Here is a 23,041-nt window from a genome sequence, read left to right as displayed (position 1 = left end):
GCTCAATCACTCTTTAATAACTAAATCCCTAGTCGAACGCACTTCAATATTTACATGCTCTCCACTAACTTTTATTTTACCAAATACCGCAAATTTAGCTCTAATACCACCATTATATTTTAAATATTTTGCCTTTTGTGGCGCTAAAAAAATAGAAAACCTCGAGTCTTTATTTATCTTAAAAATTATTTTTTTACTATCTTCAATATCAGATATAGAAATACCTGCCGTACCGTATACAACAACATATTTATTTTTTATCTCTTCTAAATATGATCCTAACTCTTCCGCATTGATAGATTGAATATTCTGTTTTTTATATTCTCTTATCCTTTTCTCTGCTAAAAATTGTCTTTTCTTAGGCATCAAATCCAAGATATTTTCATAATTCAAATCTCCATCATTCTCTAGTTTTGATAGTAGATTTATAGACCTTTCTAAATTAGAATTCACAAGAAAGTTTAGTTTACTCATATCTTTTTTTGATTCACTACTCAGAAGACTTTTTATAACATCTTCTTTTATAGCTTGCTCAAAATATGGACACAGTTCATCATGCTCACCCTCTCCATCTACAAACACAAAATATGGATTAGAATTAGCTTTCCGAACTAATTTAACCTTAGCTTTTCCACAGTCCGGACAATAAACATTATTAAAATGTAATTTACTATCATAATCAGATACACTTATAAAACCTTTTTTATATCTTGCGATCTTCAAAATATTTCCTTAAATTCTTTTAAATAAAATATCCGATATAGGATGCTCTAAGTTTTGACCTCTTTTCTCAAATTTTGTCAAAGGACGCCACTCAGGTCTTGGTGCAAATCCTTCATACATATTTTCAAAGCTTGCATCCGCTTCTAAAAGTTTTAACACCTCTTTTGCATATGGTAGCCAGTCACTTGCAAAATGTAAGACTCCCCCTACTTTTATTTTAGAAGCAAACAATTCCAAGTTCACGTTATTCACAAGCCTTCTTTTATTATGTTTAGTCTTATGCCATGGGTCAGGGAAATATATCTGCATTCCAGATAAACAACCATCTTCTAAATTGTTTTTAAATACCTCTACAGCATCATGATTCATAATCAAAAGGTTCGAAATTTTATTCTCTTCAATTTCATGAATAATATTACCTACACCGGCTTTATGAACTTCTATCCCAAAATAATTTTTGTTAGGACTTTCCAAAGCCATTTGTACAAGACTGAATCCCATACCAAAACCAATCTCTAGAATAACATCATTATCATTGTTGAAGATTTGTTTAAAATTAATTTTATTATTTGCATCATAAGGAAGCATATACTTCTCAGAAAAATTATCTATGGCGCTTTGCTGCTTTTTAGTAACTCTTCCAGTTCTTCTAACAAAGCTTTTAACCTGCCTCAAATTCTCTTGCTTTTGCTCAGACATTTATATACATTGAGTACCTAATCTTAATGCTAATATTTTATAGTAATTTCGAACGAGGCTACAGTATAAATATAAAAAATTTGGAGGGACAAATATAATGCTAATTTTTCTATCAATCATAGTTTTGCATATAAGTTGTCTAATATTACCTGGACCGGATTTTTTTGTAACTATTAGCAACTCAATTAAATATGGATATCGCTATGGCACTATTACTGCTTTAGGCATTGGCTTAGGAATTTTATTAAATAGCTTTATCACTTATTGGCTTGGCTCATTTTTACAACATCAGCAACCATGGTTATTTAAAATAATAATTTTAATTGGTGTGAGTTACTTAATATATATTGCGATAAATCTTTTCAAAAATGTATTTTCAAAAGATGATACTAGCTCAAACTCTAAAACCCATGTAAATAATCTTCAAAACTTTAACAACATTACTAAGAAAAAAGTATTCTTGATGGGAGCGTTTACAAACCTAGCTAATGTAAAAGCTATTATATTTTTTAGCTCAATGCTAAGCTTAGTTGAAGAGCTTTCAAACACTGGGGTTTTAGCAATTTGGTTAATGATCGCTTTACTAACTGTACTTTGGTTTATGATAGTAGCTATATTTTTTGGAAATGATAAGTTAAGAGGCACATTCTTTAAGCAGCTTAAAAAAATTGAATTTGTTTCTGGATGCTTTATTTCTATTTTTTCGGTAATTATCTTAGTTGAATTATTTATATCTTAAAGAATTAGAATAAAACTTTACTCCACCCTAATTTATTTCTTAGAGTATCATAATAGTTATATCTTTTAGTATGTAATACTTTCACTTTTTTCTGAGATTTAGTTATTGTAACTTTTTGTCTGGGTTTTAATATTATCTCATTTCGTCCATCTATACTTAAAACAGGCGAAGGATCATTGTATCTAGTGACAATTATGTCAACCCTACTTTCAGATGATATAACTAAAGGTCTACTATTTAATGAGTGTGAACAAATAGGAACTATCACGATGCTATTTTGGTTTGGATTCAATATAGGTCCACCAGCAGACATAGCATGAGCAGTAGAGCCAGTTGGAGTAGCTATAATTAAGCCATCGCCCCTTTGATCAAAGGCAAACCATCCATCTATAAAAACCTTTAAACCGAACATCCTACCACTACCAGCAGTAATAGCTATTTCATTTAAGGCTACAGATTTTTCAGGAGATACATTATGTCTATTATCTACAACACTCTTTAACATAAACATATTAGCACTACTATTTTCACCATTCAAAATAGGTATCAACTCTTTATCTATGCTTTCTTCATCAGAGTTTATTGTAGTTAGAAAACCAAGCTTGCCCTTATTTACGCCTATTACAGGAATGTTATTGTATATAGACATTTTTCTAGAAGCTTGGAGGAAGTTTCCATCGCCTCCTATGATAATTGCAACATCTTTAGTTAGTGCAATTTCTTCTAAAGTCATCACACTTTCTACTTTAATGCTCAGATCTTCTGCAGATTCTTTTTCAATTGTTACAATAAAACCAAGTTTTGTCAGTTTATGATATAGGCTTTCGACCATTTCACTTACTGTCTTTCTATAATGCTTCCCTATTATTGCTACTTTCTTAAACGCTAAAGGTTTAGACATTTTTAAACTTAGTATCAAACAATCTTATGTAATCTATGATTATAACAGTAAAAATTATATTAATGAATTTAAAGATTAGTGGATTTTTTACAGCATAGAATATAAAGTTACTATATTTAGAAATACAAATCCCTTTGTCTTATGGCAGAAAAGAAACTTTTAACAAGCATTATAGTTCCAGTAAAGGAAGAGGCTGAAGGTTTAGATATATTATTCTCAAGACTTCTACCAATACTAAATGAATTACCGACTAACTATGAACTAGTATTTGTAAATGATGGAAGTACTGACAATACTTTGGAGCTACTAATAGAAAAACAAAAATCTATACCTCAAATTAAGATAATTGATTTATCTAGAAACTTTGGTAAAGAGTCAGCTCTATATGCAGGCTTTGCAAACTGTAATGGTGATGCAGCTATATCTATAGATGCGGATCTACAAGATCCTCCAGAGTTAATATTAGAAATGGTAAATTATTGGCTAGAGGGATATGAGGTTGTAACTGCTGTAAGAGAAAATAGAGATACTGATTCTTTAATGAAAAAGAAATCAGCCGGAGCCTTTTATAAATTAATTAACAAAATTAGTGATGATACTAAACTTACTCCAAATGCTGGAGACTATAGATTATTAAATCGTGCTGCTATTAATGCCTTTCTAGAGTTAAAAGAAAAAGTTAGATTTAATAAAGGTCTTCTTAGCTGGATTGGCTTTAAAGAAAAAGTCATCTATCATGCAAGAGAAGAACGTGCTGCTGGAAAAACAAAATGGAACTATTGGAAATTATTTAAATTTTCTATAGATGGAATTACTAGTTTTAGCAAAACCCCTTTAGAAGTATGGTCATACTTAGGTGTTATAATCGCCCTATCAGGTTTTTTATATGGTTCATTTATCATCTTTAAATCTATACTTTTTGGTGTCAATGTCCCAGGGTATCCATCTATAATAACTTTCTTGTTATTCTTTAGTGGTCTACAAATGATAGGCATTGGCATGTTGGGTCAATATATAGGAAGAATATTTATTGAAACTAAACAAAGGCCTCTATATATAATAAGAAAGATCTATGATGCTAGTGATGAGAAATCTAATAATCATCAAAATAATATAGTATAAAACAAATCTTTACTTTACACTTCAAAAGCTACAACTTTTTTAATAACAAAGCAGACAAAACTTAAATATAAAGTTATAATTATCATTAATTCTCTTTTTAATAAAAACTCACTGGAGCTTTTATGAAACAAACGACTCTTTTACTTATTCTAGATGGATGGGGATATAGTGAAAGCGACTATTTCAATGCTATCAAAAATGCCAACACTCCAAACTGGGACAGCATATGGAAGGCTTATCCTAAAACTTTATTAAATGCTTCTAGTCTAGGCGTTGGATTACCAAAAGGACAAATGGGCAACTCTGAGGTTGGACATGTAAATATTGGATCTGGAAGAATAGTTTATCAAGAGCTTACCAAAATAGATAAAGCTATCGAGGATGGCTCTTTTGAGAAAAATGAAGCTCTCTGTAAAGCAATGGATGATGTTGTTAAAAATGGCTCTAACTTACACTTAATGGGTCTACTTTCTCCAGGTGGAGTTCATTCTCATGAAGAACACATTTTTGCAGCAATAAAGATGGCAAAAGATAAAGGAGTTAAAAGAGTTTTTTTGCATGCCTTCTTAGATGGTAGAGACATGCCTCCTAAATCAGCAAAAGAATCTATTGAAAAAGCTGACAAGCTACTTCAAAAATTAGATTTAGGATATATTGCTACAGTATCTGGCAGGTATTATGCTATGGACAGAGATAATCGCTGGTCTCGTGTTGAGATTGCATACGACGCTATAGTAAATAGTAACTCCGAATTTATTTGTGACTCAGCAATCGAAGCTTTAGAACAATCATATTTAAGAGATCAGACTGATGAATTTGTAATTCCAACCTGCATAATGAAAAATGATGAACTAGTAAATATAACTGATGGTGATAGTGTTATATTTATGAATTTCAGAGCCGATAGAGCAAGGGAAATAAGTCATGCTTTTGTAGATCCTGAATTCTCTGGTTTTGATAGAGAAAAGCATCTAAACATAAATTTTACTACTCTCACACAGTATGATGCTAAATTAAATTGTTCCGTAGCGTTTCCTCCAGAGCAACCACAAAATACTCTTGGCGAAATACTTGCTAAAAACCATAAAACTCAATTGAGAATTGCTGAAACTGAAAAATATCCACATGTGACATTCTTCTTTAATGGTGGTAAGGAAAATGAGTTTGAAGGGGAAGATAGAATTTTAATTCCTTCACCTAAAGTAGCAACGTATGATTTACAGCCAGAAATGTCAGCTCCTGAAGTTACAGATAAGTTAATTAATGCTATTAATAGCGGTAAATACGATTGTATAGTTTGTAACTATGCAAACTCTGATATGGTAGGACATACTGGTAATTATGAAGCAACTATTAAAGCTATCGAATATCTAGATAAATGTATAGGGAAGCTTAAAGATGCCATATTAGATAATGATGGAAATATGTTTATCACAGCAGATCATGGAAATGCTGATATGATGGTTAATCCAAAAACTAACAAACCTCATACAGCACATACCACTAATCTTGTACCATTTGTGTATGTAGGTAGTAAAAAAGCTGAAGTAAACTTAGAACATGGGAAGCTTTCTGATATCGCTCCAACAATCTTAACTGTTATGAACTTAGATATTCCTAAGGAAATGACTGGCACTCCAATTTTTAAATTTTCAAAATAGGTATTTTATGTTAGATGCAAAATATGTAAAAGATAACCTGCAAGAGGTTGCAGAAAAATTAGCTACTCGTGGTTATACACTTGATATAAAAAAATTCCAAAAACTTGAAGATAAGAGAAAAGTCCTTCAAGAAAAAACTCAAGAGCTTCAAGAACAAAGAAATGCAATTTCTAAGGAAATTGGTAAAAGAAAAGCTAAAGGCAAAGATGCTAGTGATATTTTCAAAAAAGTTGGACAAATTAATGAAGAATTAAAAACTGTAGAGAAAAAGCTAAAAGAGTTATTAGATTCTATCAATGATCTAATGCTTGAAATGCCTAATTTACCTGCTGATGATGTTGCTATTGGCAAAGATGAAAGTGAAAATGTTGAAGTTAGAAAATGGGGTACTCCTCGTCAATTTCATTCAGAAGCACCCGCTAAAGATCATGCTGACTTAGGTGAAGCTCTAGGAATGATTGATTTTCAGTCTGCTGCAAAAATTACAGGTAGCAGATTTGTTGTTATGAAAAATAAAATAGCTAGATTACATCGTGCGCTAATTCAGTTCATGCTTGATACTCATATAGAAAAACATGGATATGAAGAGCTATATGTACCATATATGGTTAATAATGACAGTTTATATGGAACAGGACAGCTTCCTAAATTTGCTGAAGATTTATTTAAATTACAAGGTGAATTTGAATATAGTTTAATTCCTACGGCTGAAGTTCCTGTGACAAATTTAGTACGAGATGAAATCTTAGAAACAAGCTCTTTACCTTTACATTATACAGCCCATACTCCTTGTTTTAGAAGTGAGGCAGGTTCTTACGGTAGAGATACTAAAGGTATGATAAGGCAACATCAATTTGAAAAAGTTGAGTTAATTCATATTACAACCGCAGAAACCGGAGAAGAATCTTTAGAGCTATTAACAACTCATGCTGAAAGGATATTACAAAAACTAGAGCTTCCATACCGTGTAGTTAAATTATGTACTGGAGATATGGGCTTCAGTGCAAAGAAAACCTATGATTTAGAAGTATGGTTACCATCACAAAATACTTATAGAGAAATTTCTTCTTGTAGTTGGTGTGGAGATTTCCAAGCGCGTAGAATGAAGGCTAGACATAAAAATAAAGATATGAAAAAACCTGAACTAGTCCACACACTAAATGGTTCCGGACTAGCTGTTGGTAGAACCTTATTAGCTATTATGGAAAACTATCAACAAGAAGATGGTTCAATCATGATACCTCAAGCACTTGTAAAATATATGGGAGGAATATCAGTTATAAAATAGACTGATACTTTAAAATGTTTAAATTAATAATATATTTGAAGCAATTCTTATATAGACTAAAAGCAAAACTATGGTTTAAACCTACAGCATATTGTTTACTTGCTATATTAGGAGTTTCCATATGCTACTTTCTTCAAGAGTTTAAGATATTTAATTTATATCCTAAAAGAGTTACTGCAGAAACAGTTACTACCCTTCTTTCAATAATAAATACTAGCATGTTAGTTGTAGTAACTTTTGCTGTTGGCTCTATGATTTCTGCTTATACTTCTGCAAGCAAATCTGGTACACCGCGAGTTCTAACCTTACTACTTCAAGACAATATTTCTAAAAAAGCGACATCTAGCTTTATTGGAGCTTTTATTTTTGGGATAGTCGCAACAATAGGTGTTAAGTCAAATTCCTTCAACCATTCAGGTATCTTCTTAATTTTTGTTTTAACTATTAGTGTTATTGGTTGGGTAATCTTTACATTTATCTTATGGATTGATAGTATCGCTAGACTTGGACAAATTAAAATATTACCGATAATAACTGAAAAGCAAGCCAAATCAGCAATCGATAATTATATTAAAAATCCTTACAAAAGTTGTCATATATTAGTTAAAGACCAAATACCTGAAAATGCTATACCTATATATTCTAAATCTTATGGATTTTTAACCGATATTGATTTTGCTACTTTAAACAATTTTTGTAAAGAAAAAGATACCAATATATATATTGTAAAGCCTATTGGCTCTCACTTAACAATATTAGATAGAGTTGCTTATATCGAAACTACAAAGAACCTAAAAAGTAATGATTTAGATCAAATTTTTGATAGCTTCATCCTATCTGATGAAAGAATCTACTCTGAAGATCCTATCTTTTGCCTTGAGCTTCTAGATGAAATAGCAGGTAAAGCCCTCTCTCCTGGAATCAATGATCCAAGAACAGCTATATCTGTAATTGATTCTTCCACTAGGTTAATTGATTATTTATTAAAAAATAATAAAGAAGATAGCAATGTTATTTATGAAAAAATCTTCATGACCGAGATACCTCTTGAAGAGTTTATTAAAAGTGGTTTTGAGTTTATTAGGACTTATGGAAGTAATAATCTTCTAGTTAGTAAGAAATTACAAGCAAGCCTTTTACACATATATAAACAAGCCTCACTGGAGTCAGATAAAAAAGCTATTCTAGAATATACAGATAATTGCTACAGCCAAGCCTTAAATGAACTTAAACAAGGTTTTGAACAATTAGAGTTTAAAAATTATAGAGATTCTATTACACCAACCAAATAACTATTTTTATTTCCTTTTGCTCGAACACTGTTAAAATACTTCTGAGAGATGAGGAGATTTAATATGTCGTTTTATTCAATTAGAAATGAACTTCTAGAACATTACAAATCAGAAGTTGAACTTAAATATAAAATGCTGAATGGACTTTTTTTAGGATTACCTCTTGATAAAGAACATTATGCGAATTCAAAACTAGAAGCTTTTTCAAATTTTTGTAAAACTGAATTAGCAAATGGTAAAAACTCAATAGAGATTGTTGAAAACTCATTTTCAGAATTATCTGAAGAGGAAAAGCTTAAAATCTTTATCCAATTTATTCGATTTATAGAAAGACAAATAGTTCTAATAGATGCTCTTGAAGAGGCTGCTTATGCAAAAACACATGATTTAAATGGCGAGTACAGCATAACTAGATTAATAAGAGAAGTTGAACAAAACAAAAAACAAAATACCTTTTCAAAAGAGCTTAAAGAATATAAAGCTCGATTAGTACTTACTGCTCACCCAACACAATTCTATGCAAAACTTGTGTTACCTATAATTAATGATCTAAAAAAAGCAATTATAGAGAATGATATAAACAAAGTGCGTGATATCTTCTTACAAATGGGAAAAACCAAGTTTAGTAATAAAGCTAAACCTTCCCCAGAAAATGAAGCTAAATCTATAATCTGGTATTTAAAATATGTTTTTTACAATACCATCCCAAAAATTCAACATAAACTTACAGATGATTATACAAACATTGAGATAGGTTTTTGGCCAGGTGGAGATAGAGATGGAAACCCTTTCGTTACGGCCTTAGTGACAAAGAATGTTTCATCTCACTTAAGAAAAAGTATTTTTGACTGCTACAACAAAGATTTAAAAAAGTTAATCAAAAAGCTTACTTTTGATAAAGTTCATGAAGATCTTTTAAAAATAAGAAAAAGATTAAAGGCTGATAAATATGAAACAGTTCAACAATTTATAAATGCTTTGAGTAAAATTAAAAAAACTGTAGAAACTCAATATGATTCTTTATTTATCGGCAAGCTTAATAACCTTATCTTAAAGGCTAAAATATTTGGTTTTCATTTTGCAAAATTAGATATTCGTCAAAATGCTAAAATTCATAACGAATTCTTCACTGAAATATTTAGAAAGAATTATAAATTAAACTACAACAAATTAACTAATGACGAGAAGACTGAAGCTTTAGTAAAATTGTGTGAAGAAAAAACTCTTAATGAGTTAAAGATAAGCAGTAATTTAGCTAAAGAACTAATTGCAACTATTGAGGCCATCCAATCAATACAAGAGCAAAATAGCTATCAAGCTATTGAAAGATATATTATAAGTAATGCAAACTCTACTATTAGTATCTTAGAAGTAATAACTTTATTTAAATTATTCAATAAAGGCACTAAAAATAAAAAAATAAAAATTGAAGTCGTTCCTTTATTTGAAACAATGGATGATCTAGAAAACTCAACCACTATTATTGATGAGCTGCTTAAAATAAAACTTTATAGAGATAATTTATCTGTTTGGAAAAACACTCAAACAATTATGTTAGGATTTTCTGATGGAACTAAAGATGGTGGTTATTTTATGGCTAACTGGTCTATACTCGAAGCTAAAAAATCGCTTAGTGAATATTTTAAATCCAAAGGAATAAAACCTATCTTCTTTGATGGGAGAGGCGGACCCCCTTCTCGTGGTGGTGGAGATATGTTCTTGTTTTATAAGGGTTTATCAAATGTAGTTTCAAACCATGATGTACAAGTAACTATTCAAGGGCAAAGTATATCCTCGAAATTTGGAAATTCAGACACTGCACAATACAACTTAGAACAAATATTAACTTCTGGGTTATACGGTAAACTTAACTTACATAATGCTCAAAAGTTAAACGCTACAGAAAATAAGCTTATAACTGACATAGGTAAACTTTCCTTTAATGCTTACTCAAAACTAAAAAATCATCAAAAATTTATGGGCTACCTAACAGAGATAACACCTTTAAAATATATTAGTGATATGAATATTGGTTCACGCCCTGCTAAAAGAAATTCTGGAGAAGAAATAAAATTTAATGATTTACGTGCAATCCCTTACGGTACTTCTTGGATGCAGATGAAACAAAATATTTTAGCTTTCTATGGATTAGGAACTGCTATTGATACGCTAGCAAAAGAAGATCAAACAAACCTAGATATTCTAAAAAGAATATATAATCGTTCATTAATTATTAAGGGTATTTTTGATAATGCCCTGCAAAGCATTGGTCAAACCAATTTTGATTTAACTAAACATATAAGCAAAGACAACGAATACAGCGATTTTTGGAAAGAACTACATAATGAATACACTTTAGCCAAAAAATATTTATTTTCTATTACAAATAAAGATGAATCTTTTTTACACCCAAACCCTGTAAAAGAAAAGTCTATTCAAATGAGGGATGATATAACCTTACCTCTTGGAATTTTGCAGCAATATGCTCTTAACTGCTTAAGAAATAATCCAAACCACCGTTTTGCAGAACTACTAAAAACTATAATAAAGAAGTCTCTAGCTGCAAATATTAATGCAAATCAAAACTCTATATAAGCTTTTTATTCTTATATTCACGTAATGTTGATAAAATTATTAAAACTCTAAAATTAAAAAGAAAAATCTTGATTAAACGTATACTAAATAATCATATACTTTCAAAATCTTTACTCACAATGTTTGTCCAAGCATTGGGGCAAGGCTGTGCCTTTATCACTGCTATATTTTTAGCAAGAAGTATATCTATGACAGACTATGGATACTATATATTTGGTATTACTCTTGCAACTATATTAGCAGTAATTGCAACTATGGGGGCTGGCGGTATTTTAGCACGAACTTGGGGAAGATCTGATAAACAAGGCTTTGAAAGAGACCAGGAAACTTTTGAAACGCATAACTGGTATTTTAAAAGAGGTTTTACAATAATAATCATCACTATGGCTCTTGCTATCCTATATGGTTATTTTGAAGATAACTTTAATTATATTGAACTCTATGCTTTAGCCTTTGCTATACCTTTCTTTATGGCAAATATTTTACAGTCCTTTTTTGTAGCCAAGAGATTAGTGGTTTTTGCAAACCTTATTCAATTAGGATTACGAATCTTAATGTTAATATCAATCTCAATCTTTTTAGTGCTAAGCCTTCAGAATGTGACTTCTCTAGTTGCTTCGATGTTTATACTAATGTTTTTTTATATATTCATTATATGGTCAAAACAAATAGTGAAGTTTAACTTTAAGAGCTTGAAACCAATAGGAAGCAATATGTCTTTTGCCTTAATGCAATGGGGACTATTATTACTTTCTCAAGTAGATATATTAATATTAAAGGGTATCTCATCTGCTCAGGATATAGCGATATTTGGTGTCGCATTACAACTAAGTGCTCTAGTAGCTTTTGTTTTAAATGCGGTTAATTCAAACGTACTCTCACATATAGCTGACGATTATAAAAACTGTCCTAGAGAAGAGTTTCAAAAGAGAGTTACATCATATACTAAGATTATATTTTTCTTATCACTAATAGCTATAGTTGGGCTGTTAATATTTGGTTATCCAATAACATTATTATATGGAGCTAAATATATTCCATCATATTATGTTTTCTGTATATTAATGATAGGCCAACTAATAAATATTTTATCTGGATGTGTCGCTACTATTTTAAATATGGCTGGATTTGAGAAAAATACTTGCGTGGCTTTTTATATTGCTCTAACTATAAATGTAATTCTAGGTATAATCCTGACAAATTTTTATGGAATATACGGCTTAGCAGTAGCATCTTCAATTTCTATGGCATATTGGAATATGCATTTATTGATTGAGGTAATGTTAAAAATTAAAGTAAACCCGACTATTATAAAGGGGCTAAATAGATTTATAAAATAAAATTAAAAACCGCCATCATCTACTGTTTGTTTAGTAGACTGTCCAGCCTTTTCTAAAGTGTTACCTGCAGCATTCCCTACATCTTGAGTTTTATTTTCTGCAGCATTCCCTACATCTGTTGCTGTATCTTTAGTCGCATCCCATGCATCTGAAGTTGTATCTTTAGTCGCATCCCACGCATTCGAACTTGTATCTTTTGTAGCATCCCACGCATCTGAGCCTTTATCTTTAGCAACACCCCAAACATTTGATGCTGAGTTTTTAGTAGCTCCCCATGCATTAGATGCTGTATCTTTAGTAGCTCCCCACAAATTTGAGGCAGACTCTTTAGTAGCTCCCCATGTATCACTAGCATCCGCATTTACAAACAATGGCAAACTTATAACACAACAAACACCAGCTAATACTAACTTTTTAGTTTTATTCATACTATATACTCCTATTGCTTATATGCTATATATTTTAACACATTCTTAATAACTGAATTAAGCTTAATTTTTTATATAATACTATCTTTAAACATTTTGTCTTTTGAATGTTATAATTTAGCAGTAATAAAATTAAAACTATATAAGATCAATTTTTGAGAGATAGATGTCTACAGATATATCAAAAGAAAATAAAAAAACTGCTAGTTCATGGTTAAGACATATATCAAAACCAGCTAAAAAATGGATAAATTTAACTGTATTAATAAGTTTTACAAGTGGTTTATTATTAATTGGCCAACTATATTTATTAGCACATATTTCTTATGAAGCTTATATCAAACAATACACACTAAATCAGCTTATTAACTATTTTATAGGAATAATAATAATTGTTATTTTAAGAGCTATACTTAGTTGGGCTAAAGAAGTAGTAAGTTATAAAGCTGCTTCAATAGTGAAAAAGCAACTTAGAGAAGATCTTATAGAACATATAAATAAATTAGGTCCAATAAAAATATCTAAAATGTCTAGTGCTGAGCTTACGAGTACTGTCATGGAACAAGTTGAAGGATTAACAGGATTTTTAACAAAATTTTTACCACAAATAACTCTATCTGGATTAATGCCTTTAGCTATCTTAGTTTTTATTTTTCCTCAAAGTATAGTCTGTGGTGTAATACTGTTAATATGCGCCCCTTTAATTCCTTTATTCATGATAATCGTCGGTTTAGGTGCAGAGTCAGAGAGCCAAAAACATTTTAAAACACTAGCTAGAATGAGTAGTACTTTTCTAGATACTTTGAGAGGATTAACAACTTTAAAACTTTTTGGAAAAAGTAAGTCACAAAGCCAAAAAATATTCGAAGCTTCTGATGTATATCGTATAAGAACCATGAAGGTTTTAAGAATTGCTTTTTTATCTTCAGGTATATTAGAAATGTTTGCCGCAGCCTCTATAGCTATAGTTGCAGTATATCTAGGTATGGGATTCATTAATGCTGGAGAAAATAATAATATTTGGTGGGCTCTAAATAATATGACGCTACAAGGTGCTTTATTTATCTTACTATTAGCACCAGAGTTTTTTATGCCATTAAGAGAGTTAAGTACTCATTATCATGCAAAAGCAGAAGCTATAGGTGCCGCTTTAGAAATAGCAAAAGTCTTTGAAATAACAGCTATGGATAATAATAAAAAAACTCCCTTAGCAGATTCTATTAATAAAATTACCATACAAAATTTAGAAGTTATGTATGATGATAAAACTGCCCTAGACAACGTCAGTATATCAATAAAAGATAAAGAAAAAGTCGCTATCGTTGGTGCAAGTGGTGCTGGTAAAACAACATTAATAAATACAATCCTTGGATTTATAGATTATGAAGGATCGATTAATATTAATGATAAACAAGAGCTAAAAGAGATAGATGAAAAATCTTGGCTAAAAAATATTTCTTGGCTTGGACAAAATGCGACTTTATTTAAAGGTTCTATAAAAGATAACTTACTAATAGCAAATAAAAATGCCTCTGATGAAGACCTAAATAGCGCTTTAGAAAAAGCTAACCTTCTAGCTTTTATAAACTCTTTGCCTTTAGGAATAAATACTGAAATTGGAGAGCAAAATATAGGTTTATCAGGAGGGCAAGCTCAAAGACTAGCCTTAGCCAGAGCATATTTAAAACAACATCAATTACTTATATTAGATGAGCCAACAGCTAGTCTTGATAAAGAAAGTGAAGGAAAAATTATTAACTCTTTAAAAGATTCCTGGCAAGAGAAAACTGTGATAATTCTGACTCATAAATTAAGCTTCTTAAATTGTGTTGATAATATTATCGTGCTTGATGAAGGAAAGATTGTACAACAAGGATCATTTAATGATCTTGTAAATGATCAAAATGGAGCATTTTATGGTTTTTATAAAAATGAGGTGACCGAATGAAAAGTCTCTTACCTTTTATAAAACTTTTTAAAAATCAATCACAGTGGATGTTATTTGGGACCTTACTTGCTTGGTCAGCTATACTAATGGGTATTGGACTGATGTCTCTATCTGGCTGGTTTATTTCATACACAGGCTATTTAGCAACTACAAGTTATGCTGTTGCATCAACATTTAATTTCTTTTATCCTGCTGCTGGGGTCAGAACATTTTCTCTAGGTAGAATTGTCTCTCGTTATGGTGAAAGAGTTTTTACTCATGAAGCAACTTTTAAGATTCTTTCTGACATAAGAGTGTGGTTTTACAAAAAACTCGAGCCATTAGCACCCTCTCACTTACTCAAATATAAAAGTGGAGATCTCTTAGGTAGACTTGTAAATGATGTTGCAGCATTAGACAATCTATATGTAAGGATTATTTCTCCTACTATAGTTTTTATTTTAGCTTGTTTATCTATTTCTATTTTCTTTTGCTTTTTCAGTATTAAACTAGCTTTGACAACTCTAATCCTAAGCCTAATAACTGGCTTTGGGACACCATTCATCAGTGACCTATTAGCTCGTAAGAAATCTCAGCAATTAAATGAAAATAGTTCAGCTCTAAAAACTCAAGTAGTTGAGCATATATCTTCTTTAGCTGAACTTAAAATTTTTGATTTAGATGGTTATCACTTTAATAAAATTAAAGAGCAAAACTCTGAACTTATAAATAGTGAAATAAAGCTAAGTACAGTCTCTGGTACTGGTGCAGCTATTATGACTTTTTGTCTAGGTCTTATAATAATAGTTACTACAATGATAGCTGTATCGCTAGTTGAAAGTGGTCTTTTAAACGGAGCATTTATAGCCTTAATATTTTTGGGGATTCTTGCGTTATTTGAATCAATCATGCCTCTTCCATTAGCATATCAATATTTAGGAAAAACGATATCAGCTGCAAAAAGAATACTTAAAATAACAAACTCCAAACCTGACATCATTTTCGATAATTCAAATTATATTCAATTAGAATCTTATGATATAAGCTTTAAAGATGTAGATTTTGGATACACTAATGACAATTTAATTTTAAAAGATTTTAATTTAGAAATAGAAGATCAACAAAAAATAGCCTTGTTCGCACCTACAGGATCAGGAAAATCTACAATAGTAAATTTACTAGCTAGATTTTGGGATATCAATAAGGGCCTTTTAACTATTGGTGAGCACTCTATAAAAGATTTTAGTGAGAGTCAGCTTAGAGATATAATGACCATAATAAATCAATCTCCTCATATATTTAATGGAAGCATTAGAGAAAATTTACTATTAGCAAATGATAAAGCAACTGATGAACAATTATGGAATGCTTTAGAAAAAGTATATATGAAAGATTATGTCCTATCACTTAAAAATGGTTTAGATACTTGGACTGGTGAATATGGTAAACACCTTTCTGGAGGACAACAAAAGAGGATCGCGTTAGCTAGAGCATTTTTAAGAGAATCTCCAATCTTAATTATGGATGAACCAACAGAGGGCTTAGATAAAGAAACTGAAGTAAAAGTTTTTGAAAATATCAAAACTCTAATGCAAAATAAGACTGTTATATTTATAACTCATAATAAAAAGTTAACTTCAGCTTTTGATAGAATTTTTTACTTTTAAGGTCAAAATATGCTAAAAAAAATACTATGTATTATTTCTTTAATATTCTTTTTATCGGCAACTAGTTTTGCTCAAGAAAATAAGTTTTTAAGAGAAAGCCCTATAAATAATCCTACTGACGATACTCCACCTAAAGAAAATAGCATAGGCACTATTCTAATGACACCAATAACAATTGCTGGTATCGCTGTTGCATCTGTAATAATGATACCCGTTGGTTCTCTTACTGGTTTTGTTGGTGGTGCTATTATGTCACCTATGATTTTTGATAATGGAGACTATATAAGTCATAGAGCAATAGTAAGAGCTTTTGAGATCCCAGCTGCTGCTGGAGGATTAGCTATCGGAGGAGCAGCTTATATGACTGGTAAGCTTCCTATTGAAACAGCAAAAACTCTTAGTCAATCTGCTCAAGAAAATGGATATATGGTGTCATAATGCAATTAGCTGATAATAAGATACGTTGCCAATGGTGCAATAAATCTCAACTATATCAAGACTACCATGATGATGAGTGGGGAATCCCTAATTATGATGATAACTACTTATTTGAAATTCTAATTTTAGAAACTATGCAAGCTGGATTAAGCTGGTATACTGTGCTTCAGAAAAGAGAAAATTACCGTAAACACATTTTTTCATATTCAATTAAGCAAATATCTAATTTTGATAATGATAAGAAAGCTGAGCTCTTGCAAAATGAAGGGTTAATAAGACATAAACTTAAAATTGAATCGATAATTAATAATGCCCAAGCATTTTTAGAAATACAAAAAAATTATGGAAGTTTCTCTAACTATATATGGAGCTTCACAGATGAAAAAATTATAAAAAATGAGTTAAATACAATTAAAGAAATTGCCAATAAAACAGAGCTATCCAATCAAATCTCAAAAGACTTAAAAAAGAAAGGTTTTAAATTTGTTGGAAGTGTTACTATTTATGCGTATCTTCAAGCTATTGGCATAGTAAATGATCATATAAAAAGCTGCTGGAAATATTAAATTTATAATTAATATTTTTATACTGTATTATTTATACATACATTAAACTATCATTTATCAAATATGACTGAAAAACAAAAAGGCGTACTACGTGGGATGGTAATAGGTTCATCTATCTCTATTGCTATTATATTAGTAGGAGTATATGCAAATATACTTTCAAATATTGATAATTCATTAACAATCGCTTTTAAAGCTCTCTTATTACCTGCTTTATTTTTGATGATTTCTATAGGTAGACTTGCTGGTCATCGTTTCTTTACACCAGAAGATATAGATGGTGGGGGGTTATCTGTAGGTTCTGAAAAAGCAAAAGTTCTTCAATCATTATTACAAAATACTCTAGAGCAGTTTTGTTTAGCATTAGCAGCTTATACTGCTTGGGCTGTAATTATGCCTAGTGATACTCTATCTGTGATTATTTATGCTGCAATTGTATTTGCTGTTGGAAGAATCTTATTCTTTCATGGATATGATAAAGGCGCTCCGTCTAGAGCATTAGGATTTACCTTAACTTTTTATCCATCAGTTTTTATGTTATTAGGAACTGTTTTTTATAGTATAGTTAGTATTTCTATGTAAAAACTACATATCTTTTTTTACTTCTTCCGAAAGTATTTTGTGAACATTTCCTGTTGGATGTAAATTATCAAAAAATACATATTTAGTTAGATTTTTCTTACAGTCGCTAGTTTTATCATATTCCAATACAAAATTTAATTTATCAGCAGATAATGGAATATCTATACAAGGCTTATCAGAAATATAACTCTTATCATCAATCAAGTTATTTAAAAAAGTATAAAAATCAACTAGCTTAATATCTATTCCTTGATCTGAATATTTTTCAATAACCTTTTCTAACTGCTTATTAAGTTTTACTACTTTTTCATGTATCTTTTGTTTTTTTTCTTTGTCAGCTTGGTTAAACATTGGAGCCCTACTGATATCAGGAATATTTAGATATATGATATGTTTGGCATTTTTTTCTTTTATTAAGGTATCGATAGCCTTATCTACATTTTCTGGAACATCAACATATTTCTTTTTGCGCTCCATAATATCATTTCCACCTATACTCATTACATATAGCGTCTTATCAGGATCATATTTTTTATCTTTTTTAACGAAGTTATCTATTTGTTGTAAAAAATTAGTTGTAAGCTTATATATTACTTCATCATTAACTTTTACATTTTGATAACCATCAGAACTATAAGCGCCACCATAAGCATAATCTAAAAATTTACAATCCTTATCGGAGCTATATGAGCACAAATATTCTGCCCATGTGCGACTATTAGAAAATCTTCCTTTATACCAAGTATCTTCATTAGGAATAGTTTCTAAAGATTTTTTATAAACATTACCATTATCTGTAAGACTGTCGCCAAATGCTACTATAGTTGAATAATTTGGTTCTCCAAATGCATAGCTCCCACTATAGCAACAGCACACAAGTACTAAGGCTAAAATCAGCTTAATTTGCTTTAACATATAATTAGAGACTTGCTAATGCTACAACTTCAATTTCAATTTTTACATCTTTTGGTAATCTTGCGACCTCAACACAAGATCTAGCTGGAAAATTTCCATCAAAAAAAGATTTATAAACTTCATCAATAATAGCAAACTCTGTCATATCCTTTATAAAAATAGTAGTTTTTATAACATCTTGTAAACTTGAGCCTGCTGCTTTTAATACAGCCTTTAAATTCTCCATGACCTGTTTAGTTTGTTCTTTTATACATTCTCCTGCCAAAGTTCCATCCGGTTTAAGACCTATCTGTCCAGATGTATAAACAAAGTTACCAACTTTTATAGCTTGCTCATAAGCTCCTAAAGCCTTAGGTGCATTTTCTGTACTTATTTTTTGTTTTTTCATTATATATTCCTCGCAATTTTATAAGTTGGATCTGTTTCTTCAAATTCACAGTAAGGTCCAGCATTCTTTAATACTTGACGGCAATCTTCACTCAAGTGTCTTAAAGTCACCTTCTTACCTAAATCTAAATATTTTTTTGTAACGTCGTCAATAGCTTCTGCACCAGATATATCCATAACTCTAGAGTTTGCAAAATCTAGTATTATATTTTCAGGATCATACTTAGTATCAAACAAATTTTTAAATGATGACGTTGATCCGAAAAAAAGTGGTCCAAAAAACTCATAAACCTTAGTATTATCATCCTCTCTATGAGTTCTACTCTTAACTTGTGAACTTTTCCATGCAAAAACTAAAGCAGAAATTATGACTCCAGAAATAACAGCTATAGCTAAATCGGCAAATACTGTAATTATAGTAACTGCAACGAGTACAAACTTATCTGAATTAGGCATATAACGAATACGATTCATACTTTCCCATTCAAAAGTATTAATACACACCATAAACATAATACCTGCTAAAACTGCTACTGGAATTAATGATATATATTTTGAAAGCACTACTACAAATGTTATTAATAAAATAGCTGCTGTTGCTGATGATAATCTTCCTCTACCACCATTTGTAAAATTAATGATTGATTGCCCAATCATTGTACAACCTGCCATACCACCAAAGAAACCACAGAAAATATTTCCTGTTCCTTGAGCTATACATTCTTGATTACCACTTCCTCTTTTACCATCCATTTCATCTAAAACTGATAATGTAAGCAGAGATTCTATTAATCCGACTAATGCCACAATAATTGAATATGGTAAAACAGTAATAATAGAATTCCATGTCAAATGTATATGTGGAATAGCAAATGAAGGTAACGAGCCAGATATATCAGCTAAATCACCAACATTCTTTGTAGGTAATTTAAATGCTAAAACCACTACTGTTATCATAATTATCGCAACAAGTCCTGCTGGTATCTTATCTGTGAATTTCGGAAAGAAATACACAATAAGCATAGTTATCAACACTAAAACATACATATATGGACCTTCATTATAAAACAAAGGAATCTGTGCTAAAGCAATCACTATTGCTAGACCATTTACAAAACCATACATTGCTGGCTGAGGAACTAAGCGTATTAACTTACCAAGTTTAAACACTCCTATAGTGATTTGAATAATTCCAGCCAATATAGTACACAGTAAAATGTATTGTAAAACATATGAACTTAGTTGATCTGAGGCTGTTAAACTTTGTAACATTTCTGGTGATAAGCTATTTTTTATGCTAACCCCCAGCCCTATTAAAACTACTGCCACTGCACCAGTAGCTCCAGAAATCATCCCAGCTTTACCACCGATTAAAGCTGTAACTAAGCCTAATATAAAAGCTGTATATAAACCAACTGTTGGTGAAACACCAGCCATAATAGAGAATGCTATAGCCTCAGGTATCAAAGCAATAGCTACAACAATTCCAGATAAAACATCACTTTTAATATTTCTTCCAATAAAAGTATTTTTATAATCGAGCACGATTATTTTCCTTAATACACAAATTTGAGATATAGGTTAGCACAAAAGCCTTTCTATTTAATAGAGCAAAAACAAATTGAGATATAGCTTAAACTAAATTAAACTTTAGCAAAACACATTGATACTATTTATCTTTATGCTTAGAAATCTATTAAAGCCTGCTCAGGCTATAGCTCCCCTAGAACATAGTGAAATTATCAAAAAGTATCCTCGTTGGCGCTTAAGAATGTTTTTAGTTGCTTATATTGGTTACTTTACTTACTATTTTGGTCGCAGTAGCTTTGATGTTTCAAAGCAGTATATAACTACCCTCACCCCAGATCAACTAGGTCTAATAGGTGCAGCTTTAGGAGTTGCATATGGTCTTAGTAAATTTTTTATGGGTAATGTTTCCGATAGAAGTAATGCTAAATATTTCTTGGCTTTAGGTTTATTTATTACCGGTTTACTAAACTTACTTATACCGTCATTTCTAAGTGCTGGTGTACTTGTAATGTTTGTAATAATGCTACTAAATGGCTGGGCTCAAGGAATGGGCTGGCCAGCATGTGCTAGGATTATGACTCACTGGTTCTGTGATAATGAACGTGGAACAAAAATGGGTATATGGAATACAGCACATAATGTTGGTGCTGGTTTTCTAGCTATCGCAGTCGTCCCTGTTGGACTTTTCTTATTCAGTGGTGACTGGCATGGACTTTTTTATGTGGCTGGTACTTTCTGTATTATTATTGCTATTTTAATCATAATATTTGGAGCAGACACTCCTCAATCAGTTGGTTTACCTTCAATTGAGAAATATAGATCAAATGATCTTCACTCTGACTATCATGAAAAAGATTTTAGTGCTAAAGAAATATTCTTTGAACATGTACTAAATAACAAGTGGATTTGGACTATAGCGATAGCTAATGCTTTTGTATATTGCGCAAGATATGGCTTACTTAGCTGGTCAACATATTACCTAGTACAAGTAAAACACATGTCTACAGCTACTGGTTTATGGGGGTTTGCTTTATTTGAACTGCCTGCAATTCCTGGAACAATATTAATCGGTTGGATAACTGATAGATTTTTTAATAGCCGCAGAGCACCTGTTGGTGTTATTTGTATGATTTTATTTATTGCTGTTTTATTTGTTTACTGGCAAAGTGATACAGCATGGTTATCATTAGTATGTCTATCTCTTATGGGTGTATTTATATATGGTCCTGTGGCCTTAATTGGGATATTAGCTTTAGACTTAGTGCCTAAAAAAGCAGCCGGAACAGCCGCTGGATTCACAGGCTTATTTGGCTACTTCCTTGGCACAGTAGGTGCTCAAGCAGTTATTGGCATAATAGCTACATATATGGGATGGAATGCGGTATTTATTTTCTTAATCTCATCAAGTGTGATAGCTACTATACTGTTAATTTTTTGTTGGAACTTAAACCATAAAGACAAAAAATAATGAAAAAAAACATCCTTATTACAGGTGCTAATGGCGGTATAGGCGCTGCTACTGCACTAGCTGCATCTAAAAATGGATATGATATCTGCCTGCATTACCATAATAACGATAATGTTGTTAAACAAATACATAAAGAAATTATAAATAATGGCAATAACTCTATTTTAATTAAAGCGGATATCTCTAAAGAGTCAGACATCATAAACATGTTTCAAAAAATTAACATAGAGTTTGGAAAGTTAGATGCTTTAATTAATAATGCTGGAATAATATTTCCTAGTTCAAAACTCGAAAACTTTGATGCTGAAAGACTTAATAAAGTTTTTAGTGTGAATGCTATAGGCTACATCCTTTGTTGTAAACACGCTATAAAACTTATGTCTACCAAACATGGTCATAATGGTGGAAAAATCATAAATATTTCTTCTGCCGCTTCTAGAATTGGTTCTCCTAACGAATATATTGATTATGCTTGTACTAAAGGTGCCATAGATACATTAACAAAAGGATTAGCTCTTGAATTAGCAGATGAAAAGATACTTGTAAATTGTATAAGGCCTGGTTTTATACATACAAATATACATGCACTCTCTGGAGATCCAAATAGGATTGAAAAACTCAAAGACAAAATCCCTCTAAAAAGAGGAGGCCTCCCTGAAGAAGTGGCTAGTGCAGTAATGTGGCTATTATCAGAAGGAGCAAATTACACAACTGGCTCTTTCATAGACATTGCTGGAGGCAAATAAACATAAGTTTTATAAAATGAATGAGAT

The 23,041-nt window shown here is 31.0% G+C and carries 21 protein-coding genes; 14 read left to right on the top strand and 7 right to left on the bottom strand.

The window, feature by feature from the left end; all coding sequences use genetic code 11:
• Positions 1-6: 6 nt before the first annotated feature.
• Positions 7-723: a hypothetical protein gene (locus KX01_RS04405; protein ID WP_071663833.1), complete on the bottom strand. Its 717-nt coding sequence runs from the start codon at positions 721-723 to the stop codon at positions 7-9.
• 9 nt (positions 724-732) lie between these two features.
• Complete coding sequence (gene trmB, locus KX01_RS04400) at positions 733-1,422, bottom strand: tRNA (guanosine(46)-N7)-methyltransferase TrmB (RefSeq protein ID WP_071663832.1); 690 nt, start codon at positions 1,420-1,422, stop codon at positions 733-735.
• Positions 1,423-1,519: 97 nt separating this feature from the next.
• Between trmB and KX01_RS04395 the strand changes: the two genes are divergently transcribed.
• Positions 1,520-2,161, top strand: coding sequence for a LysE family translocator (locus KX01_RS04395; protein WP_071663831.1), 642 nt, complete (start codon positions 1,520-1,522; stop codon positions 2,159-2,161).
• Positions 2,162-2,165: 4 nt separating this feature from the next.
• Here KX01_RS04395 and KX01_RS04390 read toward each other — a convergent pair whose 3' ends face one another.
• The gene (locus KX01_RS04390; protein ID WP_071663830.1) at positions 2,166-3,062 is read right to left on the bottom strand and encodes an NAD(+)/NADH kinase; all 897 of its coding nucleotides are present in this window, start codon (positions 3,060-3,062) and stop codon (positions 2,166-2,168) included.
• 141 nt (positions 3,063-3,203) lie between these two features.
• Between KX01_RS04390 and KX01_RS04385 the strand changes: the two genes are divergently transcribed.
• The 6 genes from KX01_RS04385 to KX01_RS04360 all read left to right on the top strand — a co-directional run bounded on the left by KX01_RS04385 (position 3,204) and on the right by KX01_RS04360 (position 12,360).
• Positions 3,204-4,184 carry a glycosyltransferase family 2 protein gene (locus KX01_RS04385; protein WP_071663829.1) on the top strand — a complete coding sequence of 327 codons (981 nt, stop codon included), beginning with the start codon at positions 3,204-3,206 and terminating at the stop codon, positions 4,182-4,184.
• Between the two features lie 122 nt (positions 4,185-4,306).
• The gene (gene gpmI, locus KX01_RS04380; RefSeq protein WP_071663828.1) at positions 4,307-5,845 is read left to right on the top strand and encodes a 2,3-bisphosphoglycerate-independent phosphoglycerate mutase; all 1,539 of its coding nucleotides are present in this window, start codon (positions 4,307-4,309) and stop codon (positions 5,843-5,845) included.
• A 7-nt stretch (positions 5,846-5,852) separates the two neighbouring features.
• Positions 5,853-7,133, top strand: a complete 1,281-nt coding sequence (gene serS / locus KX01_RS04375) for a serine--tRNA ligase (protein WP_083578898.1) — start codon at positions 5,853-5,855, stop codon at positions 7,131-7,133.
• A gap of 14 nt (positions 7,134-7,147) precedes the next feature.
• Entirely contained in the window at positions 7,148-8,425 is a 1,278-nt protein-coding gene (locus KX01_RS04370) for a DUF2254 domain-containing protein (RefSeq protein WP_071663826.1), read from the top strand.
• Between the two features lie 63 nt (positions 8,426-8,488).
• A complete protein-coding gene (locus KX01_RS04365; RefSeq protein WP_071663825.1) occupies positions 8,489-11,020 on the top strand; it encodes a phosphoenolpyruvate carboxylase in 2,532 nt (843 codons plus the stop codon).
• Between the two features lie 68 nt (positions 11,021-11,088).
• Entirely contained in the window at positions 11,089-12,360 is a 1,272-nt protein-coding gene (locus KX01_RS04360; RefSeq protein WP_071663824.1) for a lipopolysaccharide biosynthesis protein, read from the top strand.
• Between the two features lie 2 nt (positions 12,361-12,362).
• On the opposite strand, the gene KX01_RS04355 is transcribed toward KX01_RS04360, so the two are convergent.
• Positions 12,363-12,788: a hypothetical protein gene (locus KX01_RS04355; RefSeq protein WP_071663823.1), complete on the bottom strand. Its 426-nt coding sequence runs from the start codon at positions 12,786-12,788 to the stop codon at positions 12,363-12,365.
• Between the two features lie 166 nt (positions 12,789-12,954).
• Between KX01_RS04355 and cydD the strand changes: the two genes are divergently transcribed.
• The 5 genes from cydD to KX01_RS04330 all read left to right on the top strand — a co-directional run bounded on the left by cydD (position 12,955) and on the right by KX01_RS04330 (position 17,968).
• Complete coding sequence (gene cydD, locus KX01_RS04350; RefSeq protein ID WP_071663822.1) at positions 12,955-14,736, top strand: heme ABC transporter permease/ATP-binding protein CydD; 1,782 nt, start codon at positions 12,955-12,957, stop codon at positions 14,734-14,736.
• Positions 14,733-16,382, top strand: coding sequence for a heme ABC transporter ATP-binding protein/permease CydC (cydC, locus tag KX01_RS04345; RefSeq protein ID WP_071663821.1), 1,650 nt, complete (start codon positions 14,733-14,735; stop codon positions 16,380-16,382). Before cydD ends, cydC begins: the two co-directional genes overlap by 4 nt.
• Positions 16,383-16,391: 9 nt before the next feature.
• Positions 16,392-16,820, top strand: a complete 429-nt coding sequence (locus KX01_RS04340) for a hypothetical protein (protein ID WP_071663820.1) — start codon at positions 16,392-16,394, stop codon at positions 16,818-16,820.
• Entirely contained in the window at positions 16,820-17,386 is a 567-nt protein-coding gene (locus tag KX01_RS04335; RefSeq protein WP_071663819.1) for a DNA-3-methyladenine glycosylase I, read from the top strand. Before KX01_RS04340 ends, KX01_RS04335 begins: the two co-directional genes overlap by 1 nt.
• Positions 17,387-17,449: 63 nt before the next feature.
• Positions 17,450-17,968: an MAPEG family protein gene (locus KX01_RS04330; RefSeq protein WP_071663818.1), complete on the top strand. Its 519-nt coding sequence runs from the start codon at positions 17,450-17,452 to the stop codon at positions 17,966-17,968.
• 3 nt (positions 17,969-17,971) lie between these two features.
• Here KX01_RS04330 and KX01_RS04325 read toward each other — a convergent pair whose 3' ends face one another.
• From KX01_RS04325 to KX01_RS04315, 3 genes are read right to left on the bottom strand one after another with little or no spacing between them, the layout of a single operon-like run.
• On the bottom strand, positions 17,972-18,883 hold the full coding sequence (locus KX01_RS04325; protein WP_071663817.1) for an SGNH/GDSL hydrolase family protein: 912 nt from the start codon (positions 18,881-18,883) through the stop codon (positions 17,972-17,974).
• Between the two features lie 4 nt (positions 18,884-18,887).
• Positions 18,888-19,271: a RidA family protein gene (locus KX01_RS04320; protein ID WP_071663816.1), complete on the bottom strand. Its 384-nt coding sequence runs from the start codon at positions 19,269-19,271 to the stop codon at positions 18,888-18,890.
• Complete coding sequence (locus KX01_RS04315; RefSeq protein ID WP_071663815.1) at positions 19,271-20,815, bottom strand: SulP family inorganic anion transporter; 1,545 nt, start codon at positions 20,813-20,815, stop codon at positions 19,271-19,273. Before KX01_RS04315 ends, KX01_RS04320 begins: the two co-directional genes overlap by 1 nt.
• 136 nt (positions 20,816-20,951) lie before the next feature.
• On the opposite strand from KX01_RS04315, the gene KX01_RS04310 reads away from it, so the two are divergent.
• Together KX01_RS04310 and KX01_RS04305 are read left to right on the top strand one after the other, a co-directional pair.
• On the top strand, positions 20,952-22,268 hold the full coding sequence (locus tag KX01_RS04310) for an MFS transporter (protein WP_071663814.1): 1,317 nt from the start codon (positions 20,952-20,954) through the stop codon (positions 22,266-22,268).
• Positions 22,268-23,014: an SDR family oxidoreductase gene (locus KX01_RS04305; RefSeq protein WP_071663813.1), complete on the top strand. Its 747-nt coding sequence runs from the start codon at positions 22,268-22,270 to the stop codon at positions 23,012-23,014. The genes KX01_RS04310 and KX01_RS04305 overlap by 1 nt, the downstream gene beginning before the upstream one ends.
• Positions 23,015-23,041: the final 27 nt, after the last annotated feature.

This window comes from Francisella frigiditurris (assembly GCF_001880225.1).
Taxonomy (GTDB): domain Bacteria; phylum Pseudomonadota; class Gammaproteobacteria; order Francisellales; family Francisellaceae; genus Francisella; species Francisella frigiditurris.
This window is presented reverse-complemented; position numbering and strand designations above follow the sequence as displayed.

What these genes read in the sequence shown, in the direction of transcription:
- trmB (WP_071663832.1), bottom strand. Translation starts at nt 1,422, where the DNA reads ATGTCTGAGCAAAAGCAAGAGAATTTGAGGCAGGTTAAAAGCTTTGTT.
- KX01_RS04395 (WP_071663831.1), top strand. Translation starts at nt 1,520, where the DNA reads ATGCTAATTTTTCTATCAATCATAGTTTTGCATATAAGTTGTCTAATA.
- KX01_RS04390 (WP_071663830.1), bottom strand. Translation starts at nt 3,062, where the DNA reads ATGTCTAAACCTTTAGCGTTTAAGAAAGTAGCAATAATAGGGAAGCAT.
- KX01_RS04385 (WP_071663829.1), top strand. Translation starts at nt 3,204, where the DNA reads ATGGCAGAAAAGAAACTTTTAACAAGCATTATAGTTCCAGTAAAGGAA.
- gpmI (WP_071663828.1), top strand. Translation starts at nt 4,307, where the DNA reads ATGAAACAAACGACTCTTTTACTTATTCTAGATGGATGGGGATATAGT.
- serS (WP_083578898.1), top strand. Translation starts at nt 5,853, where the DNA reads ATGTTAGATGCAAAATATGTAAAAGATAACCTGCAAGAGGTTGCAGAA.
- KX01_RS04370 (WP_071663826.1), top strand. Translation starts at nt 7,148, where the DNA reads ATGTTTAAATTAATAATATATTTGAAGCAATTCTTATATAGACTAAAA.
- KX01_RS04365 (WP_071663825.1), top strand. Translation starts at nt 8,489, where the DNA reads ATGTCGTTTTATTCAATTAGAAATGAACTTCTAGAACATTACAAATCA.
- KX01_RS04355 (WP_071663823.1), bottom strand. Translation starts at nt 12,788, where the DNA reads ATGAATAAAACTAAAAAGTTAGTATTAGCTGGTGTTTGTTGTGTTATA.
- cydD (WP_071663822.1), top strand. Translation starts at nt 12,955, where the DNA reads ATGTCTACAGATATATCAAAAGAAAATAAAAAAACTGCTAGTTCATGG.
- cydC (WP_071663821.1), top strand. Translation starts at nt 14,733, where the DNA reads ATGAAAAGTCTCTTACCTTTTATAAAACTTTTTAAAAATCAATCACAG.
- KX01_RS04340 (WP_071663820.1), top strand. Translation starts at nt 16,392, where the DNA reads ATGCTAAAAAAAATACTATGTATTATTTCTTTAATATTCTTTTTATCG.
- KX01_RS04335 (WP_071663819.1), top strand. Translation starts at nt 16,820, where the DNA reads ATGCAATTAGCTGATAATAAGATACGTTGCCAATGGTGCAATAAATCT.
- KX01_RS04330 (WP_071663818.1), top strand. Translation starts at nt 17,450, where the DNA reads ATGACTGAAAAACAAAAAGGCGTACTACGTGGGATGGTAATAGGTTCA.
- KX01_RS04325 (WP_071663817.1), bottom strand. Translation starts at nt 18,883, where the DNA reads ATGTTAAAGCAAATTAAGCTGATTTTAGCCTTAGTACTTGTGTGCTGT.
- KX01_RS04320 (WP_071663816.1), bottom strand. Translation starts at nt 19,271, where the DNA reads ATGAAAAAACAAAAAATAAGTACAGAAAATGCACCTAAGGCTTTAGGA.
- KX01_RS04310 (WP_071663814.1), top strand. Translation starts at nt 20,952, where the DNA reads ATGCTTAGAAATCTATTAAAGCCTGCTCAGGCTATAGCTCCCCTAGAA.
- KX01_RS04305 (WP_071663813.1), top strand. Translation starts at nt 22,268, where the DNA reads ATGAAAAAAAACATCCTTATTACAGGTGCTAATGGCGGTATAGGCGCT.